The following is a 15,623-nucleotide window of genomic DNA, read 5'->3' as shown; positions in this document are numbered from 1 at the left end:
TTTCGATGTTTCTGGCCTTTGAGGGGTGTTTTGATTCTGGATTTGGCTTTGGTACAGACCTGCCCTATTGCATAGGTGAATTTCTATGCGATAATTTGGGTATGTATTTGAAAAAGCACAGGCGTAAAAAGAACGGTAAATGCAACACCTATTACAGTATTGCTGAGAAGCGGAAGGTCTCCGGTAATCGGCATGTGGAGAAGGTGGTTCTTTACCTTGGTGAGATCAGCGGCTCTCAAAAGAAGGCCTGGCAGAGATCAATTGAGATAATCAACGAAGATAACAAACCTGTACACAAAACCCTTTTTGCTTTTGATCAGGACAACCAGAGCTGTCACGATGTTGATACGATACCGGTTAACATCTCAAAGATGAGACTGGAACGACCGCGTAGGTTTGGCGATTGCTGGCTGGCTTCTGAGATGTGGGATCAGCTTGGTTTTGACCGCTTCTGGTCAGAGCGGATTGATACAGACAGATCGCCGGTCGCATTCTCAAAAGTCCTCAAGTTGCTTACGGTGAGCAGGCTGATAAAACCTTCTGCCGAATACTTTGTCCATCAGCACTGGTTCAGCCAGAGTGCTATGGACGCCATCCTTGATTGTGATTTTGAGATTGCCGAGAAAAACAGGCTCTACCGTTGTCTTGACCGTATCCTTCCATACAAAGACGAACTTTGCAAATACCTTAAAGACACCTGGCAAGGAATGTTCAACCTTGAGTACGACATCCTGCTCTATGATATCACCAGCACGTATTTCGAGGGGCTATGCAAGCAGAATCCCAAGTCAGAATTCGGCCACAGCAAAGACAGACGCAGTGATTGCAGACAGGTGCTGATAGCCCTTGTTGTTACGCCGGAGGGCTTTCCTCTTGACTACGAAGTACTTCAGGGAAATACATCTGAAAAGACGACATTAAGACCCCTGCTCAACAAGATAGAAACAATGTACGGCAAGGCCAACAGGGTCTGGCTGATGGACAGGGGCATACCAACGGAAGCTACGCTCAAGTTCATGCGTAAGAACAATATAAGCTATCTTGTTGGCACACCCCGCAGACAGCTCGATGATTATAGCAGTGAACTTTCTGAAAAGGACTGGGAGCAGGTAAACAGCAGTGTTCATGTGAAATACATCGAAAAAGAGGGCGAATGCTATGTCCTTGCCAGGAGCAGGGATCGTATGCAAAAGGAGAGGGCCATGCGTAAAAGAAAACTGCGTAAATATCTTGACGGACTTGAAAAACTCAAGGGATATCGCAATTATGAACGTTTTTATAAACGCCTTGGGGCTTTGCAATCGCAGGCCGGTAACGCTTATAGATGTATGGAGCTCGATATTCCGGGGCAAAAGGAGCGGATTGAAGCCGGCGAATTCAGGTATCACATAAACCGGCAGAAATACCGTGATATGATCTATCGTGACGGCAAGTACTTTTTGCGGACCAATCAGAAGGGCAAGGATGGTAAGGCACTCTGGAATGAGTATATGCTGCAGTGCAACGTTGAGCAGTCTTTCAGAGAACTCAAGAGTGATCTTGGCATTCGCCCTGTATATCACCATAAAGAAGAGCGTGTTGATGCCCATATCTTTGTGGCGTTTATAAGTTATTGCCTGCAGGTGACATTGCGGCATAAGCTGCGGGTGAGTGCCTGCGGCCTGACCGCACAGGCTGCCCTGGAAACGATGAGCCGTATCCAGATGCTTGATGTGACATTTGAAACACTTGACGGTCGGTACCTCTTGATGGAGAGGTACACCGAGCCCGAGGCAGATCAGCGTCTGATACTGCACCACCTGAACATGGATCTGCCGCTGCAGAAGCCACCCAAAATATACAGCAGCCAGGTCAAAGATTAAGACCCCCTTTGGCGACACACCAACGCCGCGGGCGCTACCATAAACCCTGTTTTACACCCCTAAGTGAGAAATTGGGGCTAAGTGAGAAATTGGGGCTAAAAACCAAGTGTCTGACCGAGCGGCAGTGAAAATTGGGCATCGAAGTCAAACGCAAAGAATATTTGGAAAGATATAAAATCCTCGTTTTTAAGTCATTAAACGAATTTTTAGTGGTCTCATTGCTGCTTAACAACTACAGCTTGTTTTTTTTGCGGCCTTGACAGGTAATAATGGGCGGAGCTATGAGTTTTTAGACAGCACGGGTTTGCATTATAGTTTTAAGGAGCCAATCTACCGCTTTAGTGGGCCTGTGGATTTGCGAATAACGAATTTCTTAGGCAAAATTATGTTTCTGGCGGAAACGGTGAGACCTCCCTGTTTAGCCTTAACAGCGTCTTGCAGCAATCTCACCGCAATTTGTCCCATTTCCACCAGCGGGCTGGCGAGACTGCTCAATTTTGGTGATGTACACTGGCAAATATAAGTGTCATCCAGCCCGATAATACTGAAGTCATCGGGAACTTTGATTCCCTGTTCATTAAGAGAGTTTAAGAGTTCAGCGGAAATTGAATCCCCCATAACAATAGCGGTAATATCTAGACCCCCAGAAATTATCTGTTCTGCAAGCCTTTGTCCTTCTTGAATATGTGAATTTTTGGCGAGGTCAACTTCAACGGGAACGAATTCCATGTTATAGTTTTTAAAAATGTTTTTACTGGGGAACATTTTTTCTCTGTTCTCGGCCGCGTTCCATTGTGGATAAACGCAGTAGCCTACTTTTCTATGTCCTAACTCGCAGAGATACGTAAATGCATCCATGTAGCCGGGGTTTGGATCGCAGCAAACAGACCATACCCTTGGATCGCTGGAAGCGGCGGAAAGTACCACAAAAGGCACGCCGTTATCAATAAATTCCTGCAAGACATTGGAGTCAGTTGTGCCTAAGGGATGCGTTATAATCAATCCATCCACATTTTTCTGGCGGACGGCTTCAGGCAGCCTGAATTTATTAGAGGCTGAATAATTCTCTACGGTCATCATGCAATTTAAATGCTGCAGCCTGACTTCGTTTAAGACTCCTGCCAGAATTTGAGACCATACGGGACTTTCGCCAGGAGTGTTTCTCAAAGTATCTAAAACAACACCAATGTTATCCGTTCTTCTAATTGCCAGTGATCTTGCTGCCGCGTTGGGGGAGTAATTGAGGCTCTCGGCAATTTTTCGTACCTTTTGAATGGTACTCATTTTCGCAGGAATTACTCCGTCTTTTGGACTTAGAATCCTTGAGACAGTTGGAGCAGATACACCTGCTTTTCTGGCGATGTCATTAAGAGTAGGCATTTTAATACAAAAAATAAGGTTAATACTTTACAAATTAAAGTATTAGATAATTTTGCAATATGTCAATGCCAAAATGGTCAGTTCCATTCTTTTTGCAGCCATTTTTCAGAAAAAATCACCAAATCCGTATAGTCAAGAATCCTGTCTCCGTTGATATCAGCTAATCCGGCATTTGAAAGTACTTCCAGATCGGTTATAACCCAGCTGTCAGATGGCTCCGGGCCTAATGATGTATGATAGAATCTCAGAGCAGAATTATTCGGATCGAATTCATTAACTATATGCTGTTCTATTTTTTGTGAATCTTCTCCGATAGAAATATAGACATTATCACCGGTACGTTCAAATACAAAGGGTACCTCGTAAGGGCGGCTTAATTTGCCCAGATAATTGCTTACAAGACTTACTCCCTGCTCATCGCGGATTCTGAAGCCGTCGGCCCATGATGAAGAGCCGAAAGCATTTCTGTAGATCTCGACACAGAAGCCGTCCAGGCCCACTGTTTTGTCCTTTGTCAGGTAAGCCCCAAAGTAAATTCGCAGAAAACTGCTGCAGTAAGGGTTTGCAAACTCATCGCGATTTGCTATTTTGCCGCTGATTCTGTAGTGCTCTGAGGAGGGAAGCCTTGTGAACAGGTCAGCAGTCTGACCTGCCGGCAGCCGGCTGATTTTGGCAGCAGGGCCGTTAAACTCGCCGGTTTCAACCGTCCAGGCATCTTCTGCGTCGCAATCTGCGGCGGCAACCCAATTTGGATTTAGAATTAAAGCACCTTCAGGGCAGTTAAGCAAATTATCTCTAAAGTTTTTAATCCACGGTTCTTTCCAATCGGAAAACAGGGGTGCTAAATCGTCAAAACTTATTATGCCATCGGAATTTAGATCGATACGGCCGGCGGCAGGGTTGGCCAGAAACTCCGGCTCGCTTAGTCTTTGCCTATATAAATCAACCATTTCCGGCGAAAATGTATCGATTTTCCGGTCGCCATTAAACCAGATAGCCGACTTTATACGCGGGAAGTTTTGCGGTATATCAAACCATTCGTTGAGCCATCGCTGCCCATCTGCGGTGCTGTCGGGTCGCCATGCGCCTTCAGAGATCATCATTGGTTTGTGCGGCCATGTACCATAAAAGTCAAACGTTCCTGCTCCGCCGGTGCCGCTGATGATGGCGTTGGGATATGGTATATCTCCGGGCGTGTAAAGGCTGATACCGATCCAGTCAACATATTGATCTCCCGGGTAATAATTGTCAGGGTAGTGTTCTTCTCCGGCGTATGTGTAGCCGTTTGGCGACCACAAAAAGATATGTTTATCCGCGGCGCCTACCTGCTCAGCGATATTGTAAAGCCTTCTCCATGCTCTTCTGTAGTTCAACTGGTCGCCGCCCCAGCATTCATCCTCATGGCCTTTGTTGGGGAATGTCCAGCCGCCGTTCATCTCATTCATCGGCCGCAGCCAGATGGGGTCTGAATTGCCGTATCTAAGTGAATAATCTATACTTTCGATAAACCATTGTTCCAAATGCTCATCGTAGCCGTCTATGCCGCGGGCAATATCTTCCGCAGTGCTCCAGCTGGGCAGCCAGCCGATGGTAAGGTACTTCTCTCCAACAATATCTTTGCCAAGCCATGACGGATTTGTCCATAAAGAGGCCAGTGTGCCGGAAAAGGTGCTTTTTGATTCATTTGGATTTAACTGGTGATACCACAGAATCATCGAGCAGGTTTTGTTTACCTGTTCTTCGTAATGAGAAACATCCCACCAGCCGTGCTCTTCAACAGCAAAAGCTCCCTGATACATGCCGTAATCAGGTACATGCTTCCATTTGCTGATGATATTGCCGTATATTTCGACCTCGTCAATTAGAAACAACTTGTCGGCAGGGGCGGATATTGACAGCATGACATACCTGGCCGGAGTATAGTCCGTGTTAAGTTCGAACCAGCTTTCGGTGAAAGCCTCTGTGTCTTCCCGGCCGGGTATCTGACCGAGCTTGAGCCAGTCCTGCTCTGTTTGTGCCTTTGTCCATATATCCACTGAATCGGGGTAATGAATTTGCAAGCCGGTTTGGCTGCAGGTATGCAGTTTAACTGTATCTATGTTATAGCTCTTGCCCAAATCTATGACTATCTCGACAGGGATTGATCCTGATTGCCAGCCTAACCATTCTTCCTGCGAAAAAGCAGCCTCATTGAACGTCTCATTGGTCAGCTTTGTTCCATCAGTCCATTTATTGGGCCATACATCAGGAAACGAATAGAATGGCTCCTGATTAAAAGTATAAAACTTTCCAACGCTGATGTTTCCGTAGGTGGTGAACTCTTTTTGAGCGGCTAAGACAAGACTGTTTGCCAGGAAAAGTATTGCTGAAATCTGTAAAGTTTTATTCATAGATAACTCTAACACGGTTTTATATAAGTAACTCAAAAATACTACTTTATAAAAAAAGATGCCGCCGTAACGGGCGGCATCTTTATGCTTTACAAAGCTGTTTCTTGCTGTATATGATTATTATTTCTTACGGCGTGAACTAACGAATAGGCCGCCGAGAGCGAAAATCGCCATGGTTGCCGGTTCGGGAACCATCTGGAAATCGCTCCATCCTGTTTCAGTATAGCCTGAACCGTAACCCTGAACCCAAAAATATAGAGATAACTGATCATTATCCGGATTATACGTGTCAGTTGCTGAATAGGTGAGATCGCCATAGGTTATCTCTACGTTATCGCCAGTCCTTTTGAATTCAAAAGGAATATGCAGTACCTGAGAGTTAACCCCTATGTATAGTTCCTTTACTCTCTCGCCTGCGGGATTGTAAATATATATACTGTTGTGACCTGCCGTAAACCTTTCAAGCCTCAATCCCCAGCCGTTTGAAATCTTCTCATGAGTCGAAGTATTATAATTTGCCTCAATCCTGACATAATTACGATTATTCCGATCTGTTGAGTTTGCATAATCAATAACATTTCCGGTTAAGGTGTAATTATTTGTTTGCGGAACCGTGGTATAAACAGCCCCGTCAACACTGTATGAAGCAGTTGTGAATGCTGCCGGACTGCCGTCATCTTTTGTGTCAGAAGCCTTAATCAACCCATTTCTTGATTCGAGTAGGCCAGCTTCACCGTTCCACGCAGGATCAGTTTGTACCGCGTCATTTATTCCGCTGAAATCCTCTGACCAGATTACCGCTCCGCTCGAAAAAGATATGCAGCAAGTAATTACTATCAAAGCTAGTGCGTTTTTTCTTTTTAACATTTTGTTTCTCCCTAATTTAATGAAACTTTTTTTAAAACATCAACTTTGCAAACGCTTACATTAGTATTATTTTACATCATTTGGATAGCATGTCAAGTTGAATTTTTGATTTTATAAAATTATCAATTTGTTCTTGACATGGTAATCACTCGTGGTACTATTAAATGATATTATGTAATCGCTTACGTTCATTCGTATTCATGTAAATAAACATTATTAAATATTTGAAAGAAGAAAATGTTTTATTCCGCTGAAAAAAAATCAAAAGGCTTCACTTTGATTGAGCTTCTTGTAGTTATATCGATAATCGCTTTGCTGATGGCGATCATGCTTCCTTCGCTGCAAAAGGCAAGAGATCTTGCCAGACGTGCTGTCTGTTCATCAAATCTCAAGCAGGTTGGTCTGGGCTATCACATGTACTGCTCGGAGAATAATTCCAAGATGCCTCTGTTGTTCGCTATGTGGCAGCCGGAAATAGCCGACTATTATAACGCCGAGCGTAAGGAATATGCCGGCTGGTATGACAGTGATATATTGATGCCGTACATACAGGGACACAAACGTAATAAGAGCGGCGACTGGGACAGAAATGTTGCTTATTGCCCTCAAAACAGAAACCAGGTACAGAAGATAGGTGAAGAGATTCTTGACGAGAACGATTGGGCCGGTATGCGTACAGGTTATTCCTCTAACATCCATTTACAGGCAGCCAGGGTGAAATCTCCGCCGCCGGGCAGAGGGTATGTCTGGAAAAAGCCGACATTGGCTAAGATTGGCCAACATGCCCAGACTCCGCTGATATACTGTTATTACTTTGACTGGAATGAAATGAAGAGCAAATACCCCTCGATAGCAGGCAGGACTTCGGTTGTACGTCCCGGGTGTGTGCCCGGGCAGTCAACAAATTTCTATTCGTTTGGATTCGAAGAGGGCGTAACCAGTGTTCACGGCAACAGTTCAAACTTTCTCTTCTTAGACGGCCATGTTGAACCTGTAAGAAAAATGGATTCATGGAGAGATTACAGAGAGAAATTCGAGTGGCACGGCCATAATGGGATTCCTTCATATTAAAAACAGGCTCGGTCATTGAGACAAAATTATTTTATTTAAATGAGGTTAGAAAAAAATGAGACTTAACATGTTGAAATTATGTGCTGATTCCATCAAAGACACACTTTTGGTTGTTTCAGTGTTAGTTTTGGTTTTTGCGGGCGGCAGTGCCCTGGGCGAGGTTTATTTTCAGGACAATTTTGAATTGGCCAGCGGCTATGACCTTACTGAATACGATTATGAATATTTAGTAAGATATTCGGACCCGTGGTGGGACCATTTCCTCAGAGGTGCTGACAGGGAGTTTCAGGTTAAGGTTCACCAGATGGGCGGCAGCTCCGCGAGCAACCAGGCCGTTGAGGCTAACTGGTTCTCCGGCTTTGAGTATGCTGTAGAGAGTCTTGGCATAACCTCGTCAATGAGCGATTATACCGTAACCGCAGAGTTTAAAGATGAAAGTTCCAGCGGCACTTACCGTGATTTCGGTTTGCTGGCAAGGTGTTATGACCAGGACAATTATATCTATGCACATGTCCTGACTAATATGAACGGAACACAGTACTACGGCAGGATAACCGTTACCGGCGGAACAGGATCCGTGGCTTCTTATTATATCTGCGATGTCTCAGACGTCGGGCCAAACGATATATGGACCCTTGCACTCCAGGTTGACGGCGGTAATGTAAAGTTTGTTGCCAAGGCAAGCGGCTCTTCCGGATCTGGTGAGCCTGGGCTGCTGCTCTCATCTACCACCGATATGACCTTGGCCGGCCCGGCAGGCCTTGGCGGGGGCAGAGATGTCTATTTTACCAGCGGCCATCGCGTGTGGTGCGATAATTTCAGGGTTTCAGACGGTTCAGCAGCAGATTTGCCTGAGGGGCTTTTCTATTTCTCTGATTTGAATAAAGACGGCTTTGTCGATTATGCTGATTTGGCGCTCATGTCATCGGAATGGGGCAGTGTAGGCGGCTGGAACGAAGATTTCCGTGGTTTTTATGACCATCCAATTACAGACATCGTTCTGGGCAGGGCGTATTTTGACTGGATTAACGGTCCGCTTGTGGATAGCGCAATATGGACAGAAGAAGCCGGACACCTTCGCAGCGCTCTGATTTTTGCAGACAATGAGCTGCTCAACGGCTCTCCCGCGGCACAGGCCGAGCAGTGGTTCAGCGGAAGCGGCGCCGTTTACACAAGCATTGAAATACCCGAAGATGAGGTTTATACTTTTTCCGGCAGCCTGGTTGATTACGATAACCTGATGGAAAGCCGAATCGCCAACACTTCTGTGTTTATCGAAGCTGCTGTGAACGAAGATACAAATGAGCTTGAGGAAGCAGGCTTTGAGATCAGGCTCGACAGGTATGCGGACCGAAATCTCAGGATGGCTGCCTATGACCCTCAGGGCAACCTGTTAAAAGGGATTTTCATTTCCAAGACTGCTCAGGTGCCGTATCCGATTCCGTTTGAGTTCAGCAGGGACGGAGACCAGGTAACTATCGTAATGGCAAAAGGTTTGAATCAGGAAGATTTTGTTACTGTAACCGATACTTTAGACAGCAGTAACAATAAGATCAGGCTTTACCATTCAGTTAACGGTTACGGCGGAGACCACGGTCTGTTCGGCTGGGCCAATCTTGAGATGACCGGCAACAGCAGATGGAAGGCAGAGAGCGGCAGCCTGCGTACGTCTGCCCTGAAAGCGAATAATACTGTATTCGCCGGCAGGCCCGGAGCTTACAACGCTGCGATGTACAGCGCCTCTGGTTCGGTCTATACTACTGTACCTGAGTTTGAAGACTATACCCTGTCATTGAGTCTGGTAGATTACGATAACCCTGCTCCTACACGTACTTGTAAATCCTCAATATATGTTGAGGCTGAGGTTGATGAAACCGGTACGGTAGTAAACAACGGGTATAGAATGGATTTGGAGAAGGCCGCTGATAGAAACTTGAGAGTGAGGGTTCGCGATTCAGAAGACAATGTACTTAAAGCAGTATATGTTGGCAAGAAAAGCGCAACTCCTTATGAAGTCCCCTGCAAATTTACTCGCAGCGGAGACAATGTTACTGTAACATTAGGCGTAGGCCAGTCCTATGAGGCTACTATCACCTTCACAGAGGCGAGGGTGCCAGGCAGGGATGCTATACGTTTAAAGCATGAGGTGGCCGGCTATGGCGGCGACCATTCTCCGTTGGGCTGGGCAAATATCGTTTTAACCAACGATGTTCTTGGGCTTCAATATGATATTATGAAAGACAATATCATTGATGTTCTTGACCTGCAGTCAATGAGTGATAAATGGCTGATGACTGATTTACTCAGCCAGTAATTTTATCAGGATTTTTTAAGCAGGGCGGTTATTTTGATCGCCCTGCTTTTTTTTGTTCTATTGTTGGAAGGCCGGTTTTGTCAGATATGATTTTGACCGGAACAATACTGATAATCTTTGCACTATATGCGGCGGTTACAGTATTTCTGGTATTTTATCATGGCAGAAAGCCGGGGAAATTATCATTCACAGGCTGAGGAGGCTAATTGCCGCTGGCCTGCCAGCTTATCTACACATCTGATACAGTCCAGGATACACAGTCCGGTATGATAGCAGGGGTCGGCGTCGGGTGTGGCAGGAATAACTTCTTTGGGTTTTTTATCAGTCCCTCTGGTCTGCAGACAGAAGAAATTTAGCTCAGGTTTGAGATAGTGATTTATAAATGCGTTATGACACAGGCTGTATATTTCTAAAGCCTGGTTTTGGAAATTATCTTTACTGGATGTCAAAACACTGTATATGGCAGTACGCATTGTTTCAGGAAGGCTCCACCAGGGCATGTCGGGGTTTGCCGGCCTTGAATTGGTAAGATCCCATAATTTGCATATGCCCTCAGCTTCCGGATTAAAGCCGTTTTCAAAGTTTCGGAACAGGATTTCAGGCATAATCTCTCTATAATAGTTTAGTCTTTTATAAAAACTTTTATTTACAGATTCGACTTTCCTTGCCATCTCAGTGAATTTCAAAGACAAACCCGCAAACTCCAGCGCATGACCGGGATCTGAAAATATGCTCCCGCAATTATTAAAGGGTTGATAATCGGCATCTATAAATTCAACAAAATCGTATTCCTGCAGATAGTTCCACTGCCCTAAATTTACATAATTAGAAAGGGTATGCTCTATTAGACTTACCGCAATTCGAGCCGTGTCTATGTCTTTGTTGTCTTCAAATAGAACATTAGCTATTCCTATTGCAATGGATACAGGTCCGTGTGATATTTTGTCGTTATCATTTACCGGCAGGCAGAGGTCGCCTTCAAATCGGTGCTGGTCGCTTCTGAAACAGCCGCTCAAAAGAGCATCTATTACTTCTATGCAATAATTTTTGGCCTGCATCTGAGCACTCTGGTCATTAAGATAACAGGCCGCGGCATAAAGGCCTTTTGAACAGAAAATATCACTGTAATTATACGGGGAATCAGGTGTTAAATTGACATATACCCGTTTATCTTTATCAAATGAGCACGCTTTGCCGGCCTCGTCCATAAAGAAATAGCAGTGCCCTCCATTTAGCTTACGGGTACGGATCAGCCGGTCTGAGAGTTTTTTTACAACTTTTGTGCATCTCTCTATCAGCGGCCGGCAGGAAATTGTGTTATTTTTCAGCCATTTGGCATGTTCGGCAATTGACTCCAGCGCTCTTCCCTGTATCCAGCCGTAAACCGTGTGTTTGCCTCTTATGATATCGTCGTCTGGAAAGTCTCTGCCGGTTAGAATGTCCAGCTTTGTGTCAACCCATGGATAATTATCATTATCCTCATAACGGTCAAGCACCGCTTCTAAGGCTCTGCTGATAATGATTTTATAGTCATCTCTAACAGCAGCCAAATCAGGCGGTGAAGGATTAGACGGCAATTCAGTTTTATTAAAATTATGTTCCATCTTATAGGTAGTTCTATTTAAGTTTTATCTGTTTTACAGTTAATCTGCGATTCAAGCGCTCTGCTTGAATCGCAGATTGTAAGTTATAGAAATATTAAATTTTATGCTTCATTGATTGTTCTCAGTCTTTTACTATGACAGCGGCTTTCTTCTTTAAGATGTATTTAATTGCAGTAAGCATGAATCCTGCAAAATAAAAGATTGAGACGGATGAAATAACAATTTTTATGTCAGCGTTGCTTAGTTGAGTACCGGTAAAGAGCAGAATCGTGCCCATCACAAACATGACAAAAGCGACAAGGGTTAGTATCCTTCCATTGACAACTTTAGTGCCGCCGGTATCAGTGACATTGCCGGCTCCGGGAGTGCTGAGTTTCTTGAACAGGGCATCAACCTGCCTGGATTTTTCGCCCGTAACAGGCCATCGCCAGCCGGTAACAAGCATTACGCCTAAGGTTGTTAAGAAGTTGGCTACAATAACCCAGGTCAGAGTAACTCCAAACCCAAATGTCATTACCAGCCCTATGGTTATACCTGCACAAAATGCCGTAATGGCTCCCCATGGAGGTGTCCTTTTATAAAAGAGCCCCATCAGCAGCGGTATGAATGTCGGCATACTGGTTAAGCCCATAAGAGTTACCAGATAACGGAAGGAGCCGCCAAGAGACCTTATTGAGCCCGCAATAAGCATACAGAGTATCGTTATTACAACTACAGTTATCCTGCTTATCAATAAACGTTTTTTTTCGGAGGTTAGCCGCAGAACCTTTTTAAATGCATCGTTGATTATTATCTGTGACATTACATTCAGGTCGGAGTTTAAAGCTGTAATTGTGGCGCCGATCAGGGCAAAGCACATAACACCTAAAAGTCCCGAAGGCAGTATCAGTTCTGCTATACGCAGATATGATGTCTCGGCTTCCTGTGCGGATTCTAATCCTGGAACCAGTACAACAGCAAATATTGGCGGCAGCATAAACAGCGGGAATAACAGGAAGTACGAAAAACCGCCCGTTAAGCATACTTTTTTGGCATCTGATTCAGTCTCAACTGTCAGATAACGCTGAACAAGCGACCAGTATCCGTTCCATGTGCAGTATGCCACCAGCGCAAGACTGGCAATCATGGCTATGCTGTAATCAGTATCCGGTGGATTTAAAGACCAATACCCCTCCGGCAGTTTCTCAATCAGGCCTGAAAAACCGCCAACCCGCAGGTATGAAGTAACAGCGATTATTATTACTATGATAGCCATAACCAGAGCTTGAATCGAATCTGTTACCACAACGGCGAGAAAGCCGCCTGCAACGGTGTAGATAACTGCTGTCAATGCAGTTAAAAGGATAGCCGTCCACAAATCAATCCCGAAGAGAACTTCAATCAGAACCGCTGTAACATAAAGTCGGTTGGCATTGTCTAATATTCTCACAGGCAGCCCGGTCCAAATGAAAAAATGAGCTGTTTTGCCGTTGTAGCGGTGTTCAATAAATTCGATAGCGGTTTCGAGTCCGGTTCGGTGCCAACGGCGTGAAAAGACAAAATACCCGAGGATAAATGTGGGGAGCATAAGTGCAACCTGAGAGAGGCTTAACGCACCGTATTGATAGGCAAACGAAGCTCCGCCGACAAATACGGATGCAGAAAATGCAGTCATAAAAAAGCTCAGGCCGCCGATCCACCAGGGAGTATTCTGGGAAGCCCTGAAAAAATCTTCGGTGTTTTTTATATATTTTGCGAAATAAATACTTATTGCACCAAGTAAGATGCCGTAGGAAAGCATTACTATCCAAAAAGATATGGGTTGCTGTCCGATCGTTTCCGTCATTTTGTACCTTTCTTATTTTTTTTAACCGAGCGTTATGTTTATTTTGTGCTGCTTATGCGAAGAATCGGGTTTCAGTATGTTTCCTTCGATTCTATTTCCGTCAACTTCAATGCTGATGCTGTTGCCCGGGCCCACACGATTAAATGTAAAATCATATTCTGAGCCTTGCCACATCCGCCTGAATCCGGCCTTGTTCCAGTCATTTGGCATACAAGGAGCTATATGAAGGCCCTCAAGTGTTGCCCTGATCCCAAGCAGGTGCTCACAGACTACCAGAAACAGCCACGGCGGTGAAGCGCTTGTCATTACATCACTGCTCTGGCCCGGTGTCATAGAAGCGGGACCGTGAAAATAGTTGGGCATCCACAAAGGCACTGCCGTTGATATGGGTGTATGGTCTTCCTGGTGCAGAGGCAGTATTCTCTTCATGATATCCACTGCCTCGCCGGGGCGTTTGACAAGAACTTCCGCCATTGCCCACATCATAGCGACATGGGTGTAGCAGGATCCGTTCACACAGGTTCCAGGCGGTTTTGCGGTTTCTCTGCCGACCCATGGGCGAGGCTTCATGAAGGGGGGGGCATAAATGATCGGCCCTATGTCTGTTTTATTGTTGGAATCAACCGTTTTAATGATAGATTCAATCTGTTGCGCAGACGCCACGCCGCTGATCAGTGCCCAGGACTGCATAAGCAGGCTTACATTACCGTCAGGATCGTCTTTGGTGCAGACTTTCAAACCATCGTCGGTTATCGCCCGGATATAGAAATCACCGTCCCATGCAGATTTATTTACCGCTTTGGTAAGTTCAGCAGCGCCTTTTAATAGTCTTTGGGCTTCCTGCTGCCGGTCTATTCTCATTAAAACATCAGAAAAAGCGTTGATTGCATTTATCAGAGCCATAGAAGTCCACGGCGATTCACCGATGCCTTTTCTGCCGACTTCTTCCAGGGGGTCACTCCAGTCGCCTTCTAACATCAGCACCATTCCGTTTTTGCCTCTATGGTTCAGCAGCCAGTCAAGGCCGTTTATTAAAATATCGGCTATGCCGGCCTTTGCCTTGCCGTCTGCATAGCATACGACTTCATCAAGGAAACCCCAGTCTCCGCTTTCTGCTATGTATCTCTCGGCGGATAGAGCCGCCCAGGTTGCTATATCGGGGTGGCTTTGGTCAGGAAATGTGAGCTCTTTGACTCTGGCTGAGCATCTGGGCAGGAAGCCGTCCTCATACGCCCGTTTACATGTTTCAGTAATCCATTTACGAGAGTAAGAATTATCGAACATGTTGAAAGCCCATGAGTCCTGAAGATGGTTTCTCCAGTTAAACCAGGGAGTGGCGCGAGCCGAAACCGTTTGTCTGTCAAGCTGTATCCGGGACCATGTACTGAGCATAATGTTTAGAATCGAATCTGGAGTTTCAATGTCAACAGAGTTGAATAGATGCTTGAAATATTTTCTGGATGCCGTAAATTGCGATGCATAATTTGCTGAAACAGATCCAAACTCGCCGGCCTTTTGTTCTGCCTCGTCCATATCTTGAGCAACACCAAAGGCATAATAAAGTTCAATACTTTCCGAGGGTTTAAGTGTTATATCATGCTGTAAAGCGCTTATTGGTTCTGTGCCATGAGCATTTATCTGCGGCAGAGAGCACTGTTTAAGGCTTTCTGCATCGCTAATGTCACTGTCATGTCCGAGAAATGCCTGTAAACTGCCGCAAAAACTGTCAGCCTTTTTATCACAGGTAAAGAACGCCGCGTATTTGTATCTGGGGGTTCTGTAGTGCCTTCTCTGGCAAACCAACGCATTAACTTCCGAGTTAAACCTGCTGTACTGGCATTCCAGCCTGTTGTCTAATCCGTTGAGCTTTACAAGATGCCAGCCAATAAGTGAAAAAGTTTTATCATCTGATGAATTATTACTTATGATAACTCTGTCTATCTCCGCGTGTTTCTCGGGTGCTAAACTTATCTCAAGATTGCAGTTAAGGCCGTTAAAGCTCGTCTCAAAAGAGGTTTTTCCAGGCTCGTGTATGCATCTGTAGTTTTCAGGGGTCTGGTTTGCGGCACCGCCGTTGATGGACCAGTAGCGGCCGTCTTTTGTGCAGACGCAAAAATTGCGGCCGTCTGAAACTTTGTTAACCTGGGGACAATCATAGAAGGTTGTTCCCAGGCCTCTTTGGGTGACAACGGCTTGGAACTTGCCGTCTTTTGAATATAAATAATTTTCCCACGGTCGGGGCGTTACCGGATCTTCTATTACATAGGCTTTGCCGTCATTTGTAAAACTGCCCCATTGTGAACTGTACAT

9 protein-coding genes are annotated in these 15,623 nt (G+C 45.2%); 3 read left to right on the top strand and 6 right to left on the bottom strand.

The annotated features are described in order from the left end of the window. The first annotated feature begins 5 nt into the window (after positions 1 to 5). Positions 6 to 1,862, top strand: coding sequence for an IS1634 family transposase (locus SMSP2_RS04320; RefSeq protein WP_146682781.1), 1,857 nt, complete (start codon positions 6 to 8; stop codon positions 1,860 to 1,862). 330 nt (positions 1,863 to 2,192) lie between these two features. Here the strand turns inward: SMSP2_RS04320 and SMSP2_RS04315 are convergent, their stop codons facing one another. From SMSP2_RS04315 to SMSP2_RS04305, 3 genes are all read right to left on the bottom strand, one after another. Beyond that, positions 2,193 to 3,242, bottom strand: a complete 1,050-nt coding sequence (locus SMSP2_RS04315; RefSeq protein ID WP_146682780.1) for a LacI family DNA-binding transcriptional regulator — start codon at positions 3,240 to 3,242, stop codon at positions 2,193 to 2,195. Positions 3,243 to 3,319: 77 nt separating this feature from the next. Beyond that, positions 3,320 to 5,632: a glycoside hydrolase family 26 protein gene (locus SMSP2_RS04310; RefSeq protein ID WP_146682779.1), complete on the bottom strand. Its 2,313-nt coding sequence runs from the start codon at positions 5,630 to 5,632 to the stop codon at positions 3,320 to 3,322. 120 nt (positions 5,633 to 5,752) lie between these two features. Next, on the bottom strand, positions 5,753 to 6,499 hold the full coding sequence (locus SMSP2_RS04305) for a PEP-CTERM sorting domain-containing protein (protein ID WP_146682778.1): 747 nt from the start codon (positions 6,497 to 6,499) through the stop codon (positions 5,753 to 5,755). 237 nt (positions 6,500 to 6,736) lie between these two features. Between SMSP2_RS04305 and SMSP2_RS04300 the strand changes: the two genes are divergently transcribed. Then, a complete protein-coding gene (locus tag SMSP2_RS04300) occupies positions 6,737 to 7,570 on the top strand; it encodes a prepilin-type N-terminal cleavage/methylation domain-containing protein (RefSeq protein ID WP_146682777.1) in 834 nt (277 codons plus the stop codon). Between the two features lie 67 nt (positions 7,571 to 7,637). Then, on the top strand, positions 7,638 to 9,884 hold the full coding sequence (locus tag SMSP2_RS04295) for a hypothetical protein (protein WP_146682776.1): 2,247 nt from the start codon (positions 7,638 to 7,640) through the stop codon (positions 9,882 to 9,884). 182 nt (positions 9,885 to 10,066) lie between these two features. On the opposite strand, the gene SMSP2_RS04290 is transcribed toward SMSP2_RS04295, so the two are convergent. The 3 genes from SMSP2_RS04290 to SMSP2_RS04280 form a co-directional block, all read right to left on the bottom strand. Next, positions 10,067 to 11,488, bottom strand: a complete 1,422-nt coding sequence (locus tag SMSP2_RS04290; RefSeq protein ID WP_146682775.1) for an AGE family epimerase/isomerase — start codon at positions 11,486 to 11,488, stop codon at positions 10,067 to 10,069. A gap of 121 nt (positions 11,489 to 11,609) precedes the next feature. Next, on the bottom strand, positions 11,610 to 13,313 hold the full coding sequence (locus SMSP2_RS04285) for a sodium:solute symporter family transporter (protein WP_146682774.1): 1,704 nt from the start codon (positions 13,311 to 13,313) through the stop codon (positions 11,610 to 11,612). A 21-nt stretch (positions 13,314 to 13,334) separates the two neighbouring features. Further along, positions 13,335 to 15,623 (bottom strand): GH36-type glycosyl hydrolase domain-containing protein, encoded by a 2,289-nt coding sequence (locus tag SMSP2_RS04280; RefSeq protein WP_146682773.1) that lies wholly within the window; start codon positions 15,621 to 15,623, stop codon positions 13,335 to 13,337.

The sequence above is a fragment of the Limihaloglobus sulfuriphilus genome (assembly GCF_001999965.1).
In the GTDB taxonomy this organism is placed as follows: Bacteria; Planctomycetota; Phycisphaerae; order Sedimentisphaerales; family Sedimentisphaeraceae; genus Limihaloglobus; species Limihaloglobus sulfuriphilus.
This window is presented reverse-complemented; position numbering and strand designations above follow the sequence as displayed.

Excerpts from the sequence above, each read along its gene's own strand:
- SMSP2_RS04305 (WP_146682778.1), bottom strand. The coding sequence starts at position 6,499 with ATGTTAAAAAGAAAAAACGCACTAGCTTTGATAGTAATTACTTGCTGC.
- SMSP2_RS04285 (WP_146682774.1), bottom strand. The coding sequence starts at position 13,313 with ATGACGGAAACGATCGGACAGCAACCCATATCTTTTTGGATAGTAATG.
- SMSP2_RS04320 (WP_146682781.1), top strand. The coding sequence starts at position 6 with ATGTTTCTGGCCTTTGAGGGGTGTTTTGATTCTGGATTTGGCTTTGGT.
- SMSP2_RS04290 (WP_146682775.1), bottom strand. The coding sequence starts at position 11,488 with ATGGAACATAATTTTAATAAAACTGAATTGCCGTCTAATCCTTCACCG.
- SMSP2_RS04315 (WP_146682780.1), bottom strand. The coding sequence starts at position 3,242 with ATGCCTACTCTTAATGACATCGCCAGAAAAGCAGGTGTATCTGCTCCA.
- SMSP2_RS04280 (WP_146682773.1), bottom strand. The coding sequence starts at position 15,623 with ATGTACAGTTCACAATGGGGCAGTTTTACAAATGACGGCAAAGCCTAT.
- SMSP2_RS04310 (WP_146682779.1), bottom strand. The coding sequence starts at position 5,632 with ATGAATAAAACTTTACAGATTTCAGCAATACTTTTCCTGGCAAACAGT.
- SMSP2_RS04295 (WP_146682776.1), top strand. The coding sequence starts at position 7,638 with ATGTTGAAATTATGTGCTGATTCCATCAAAGACACACTTTTGGTTGTT.
- SMSP2_RS04300 (WP_146682777.1), top strand. The coding sequence starts at position 6,737 with ATGTTTTATTCCGCTGAAAAAAAATCAAAAGGCTTCACTTTGATTGAG.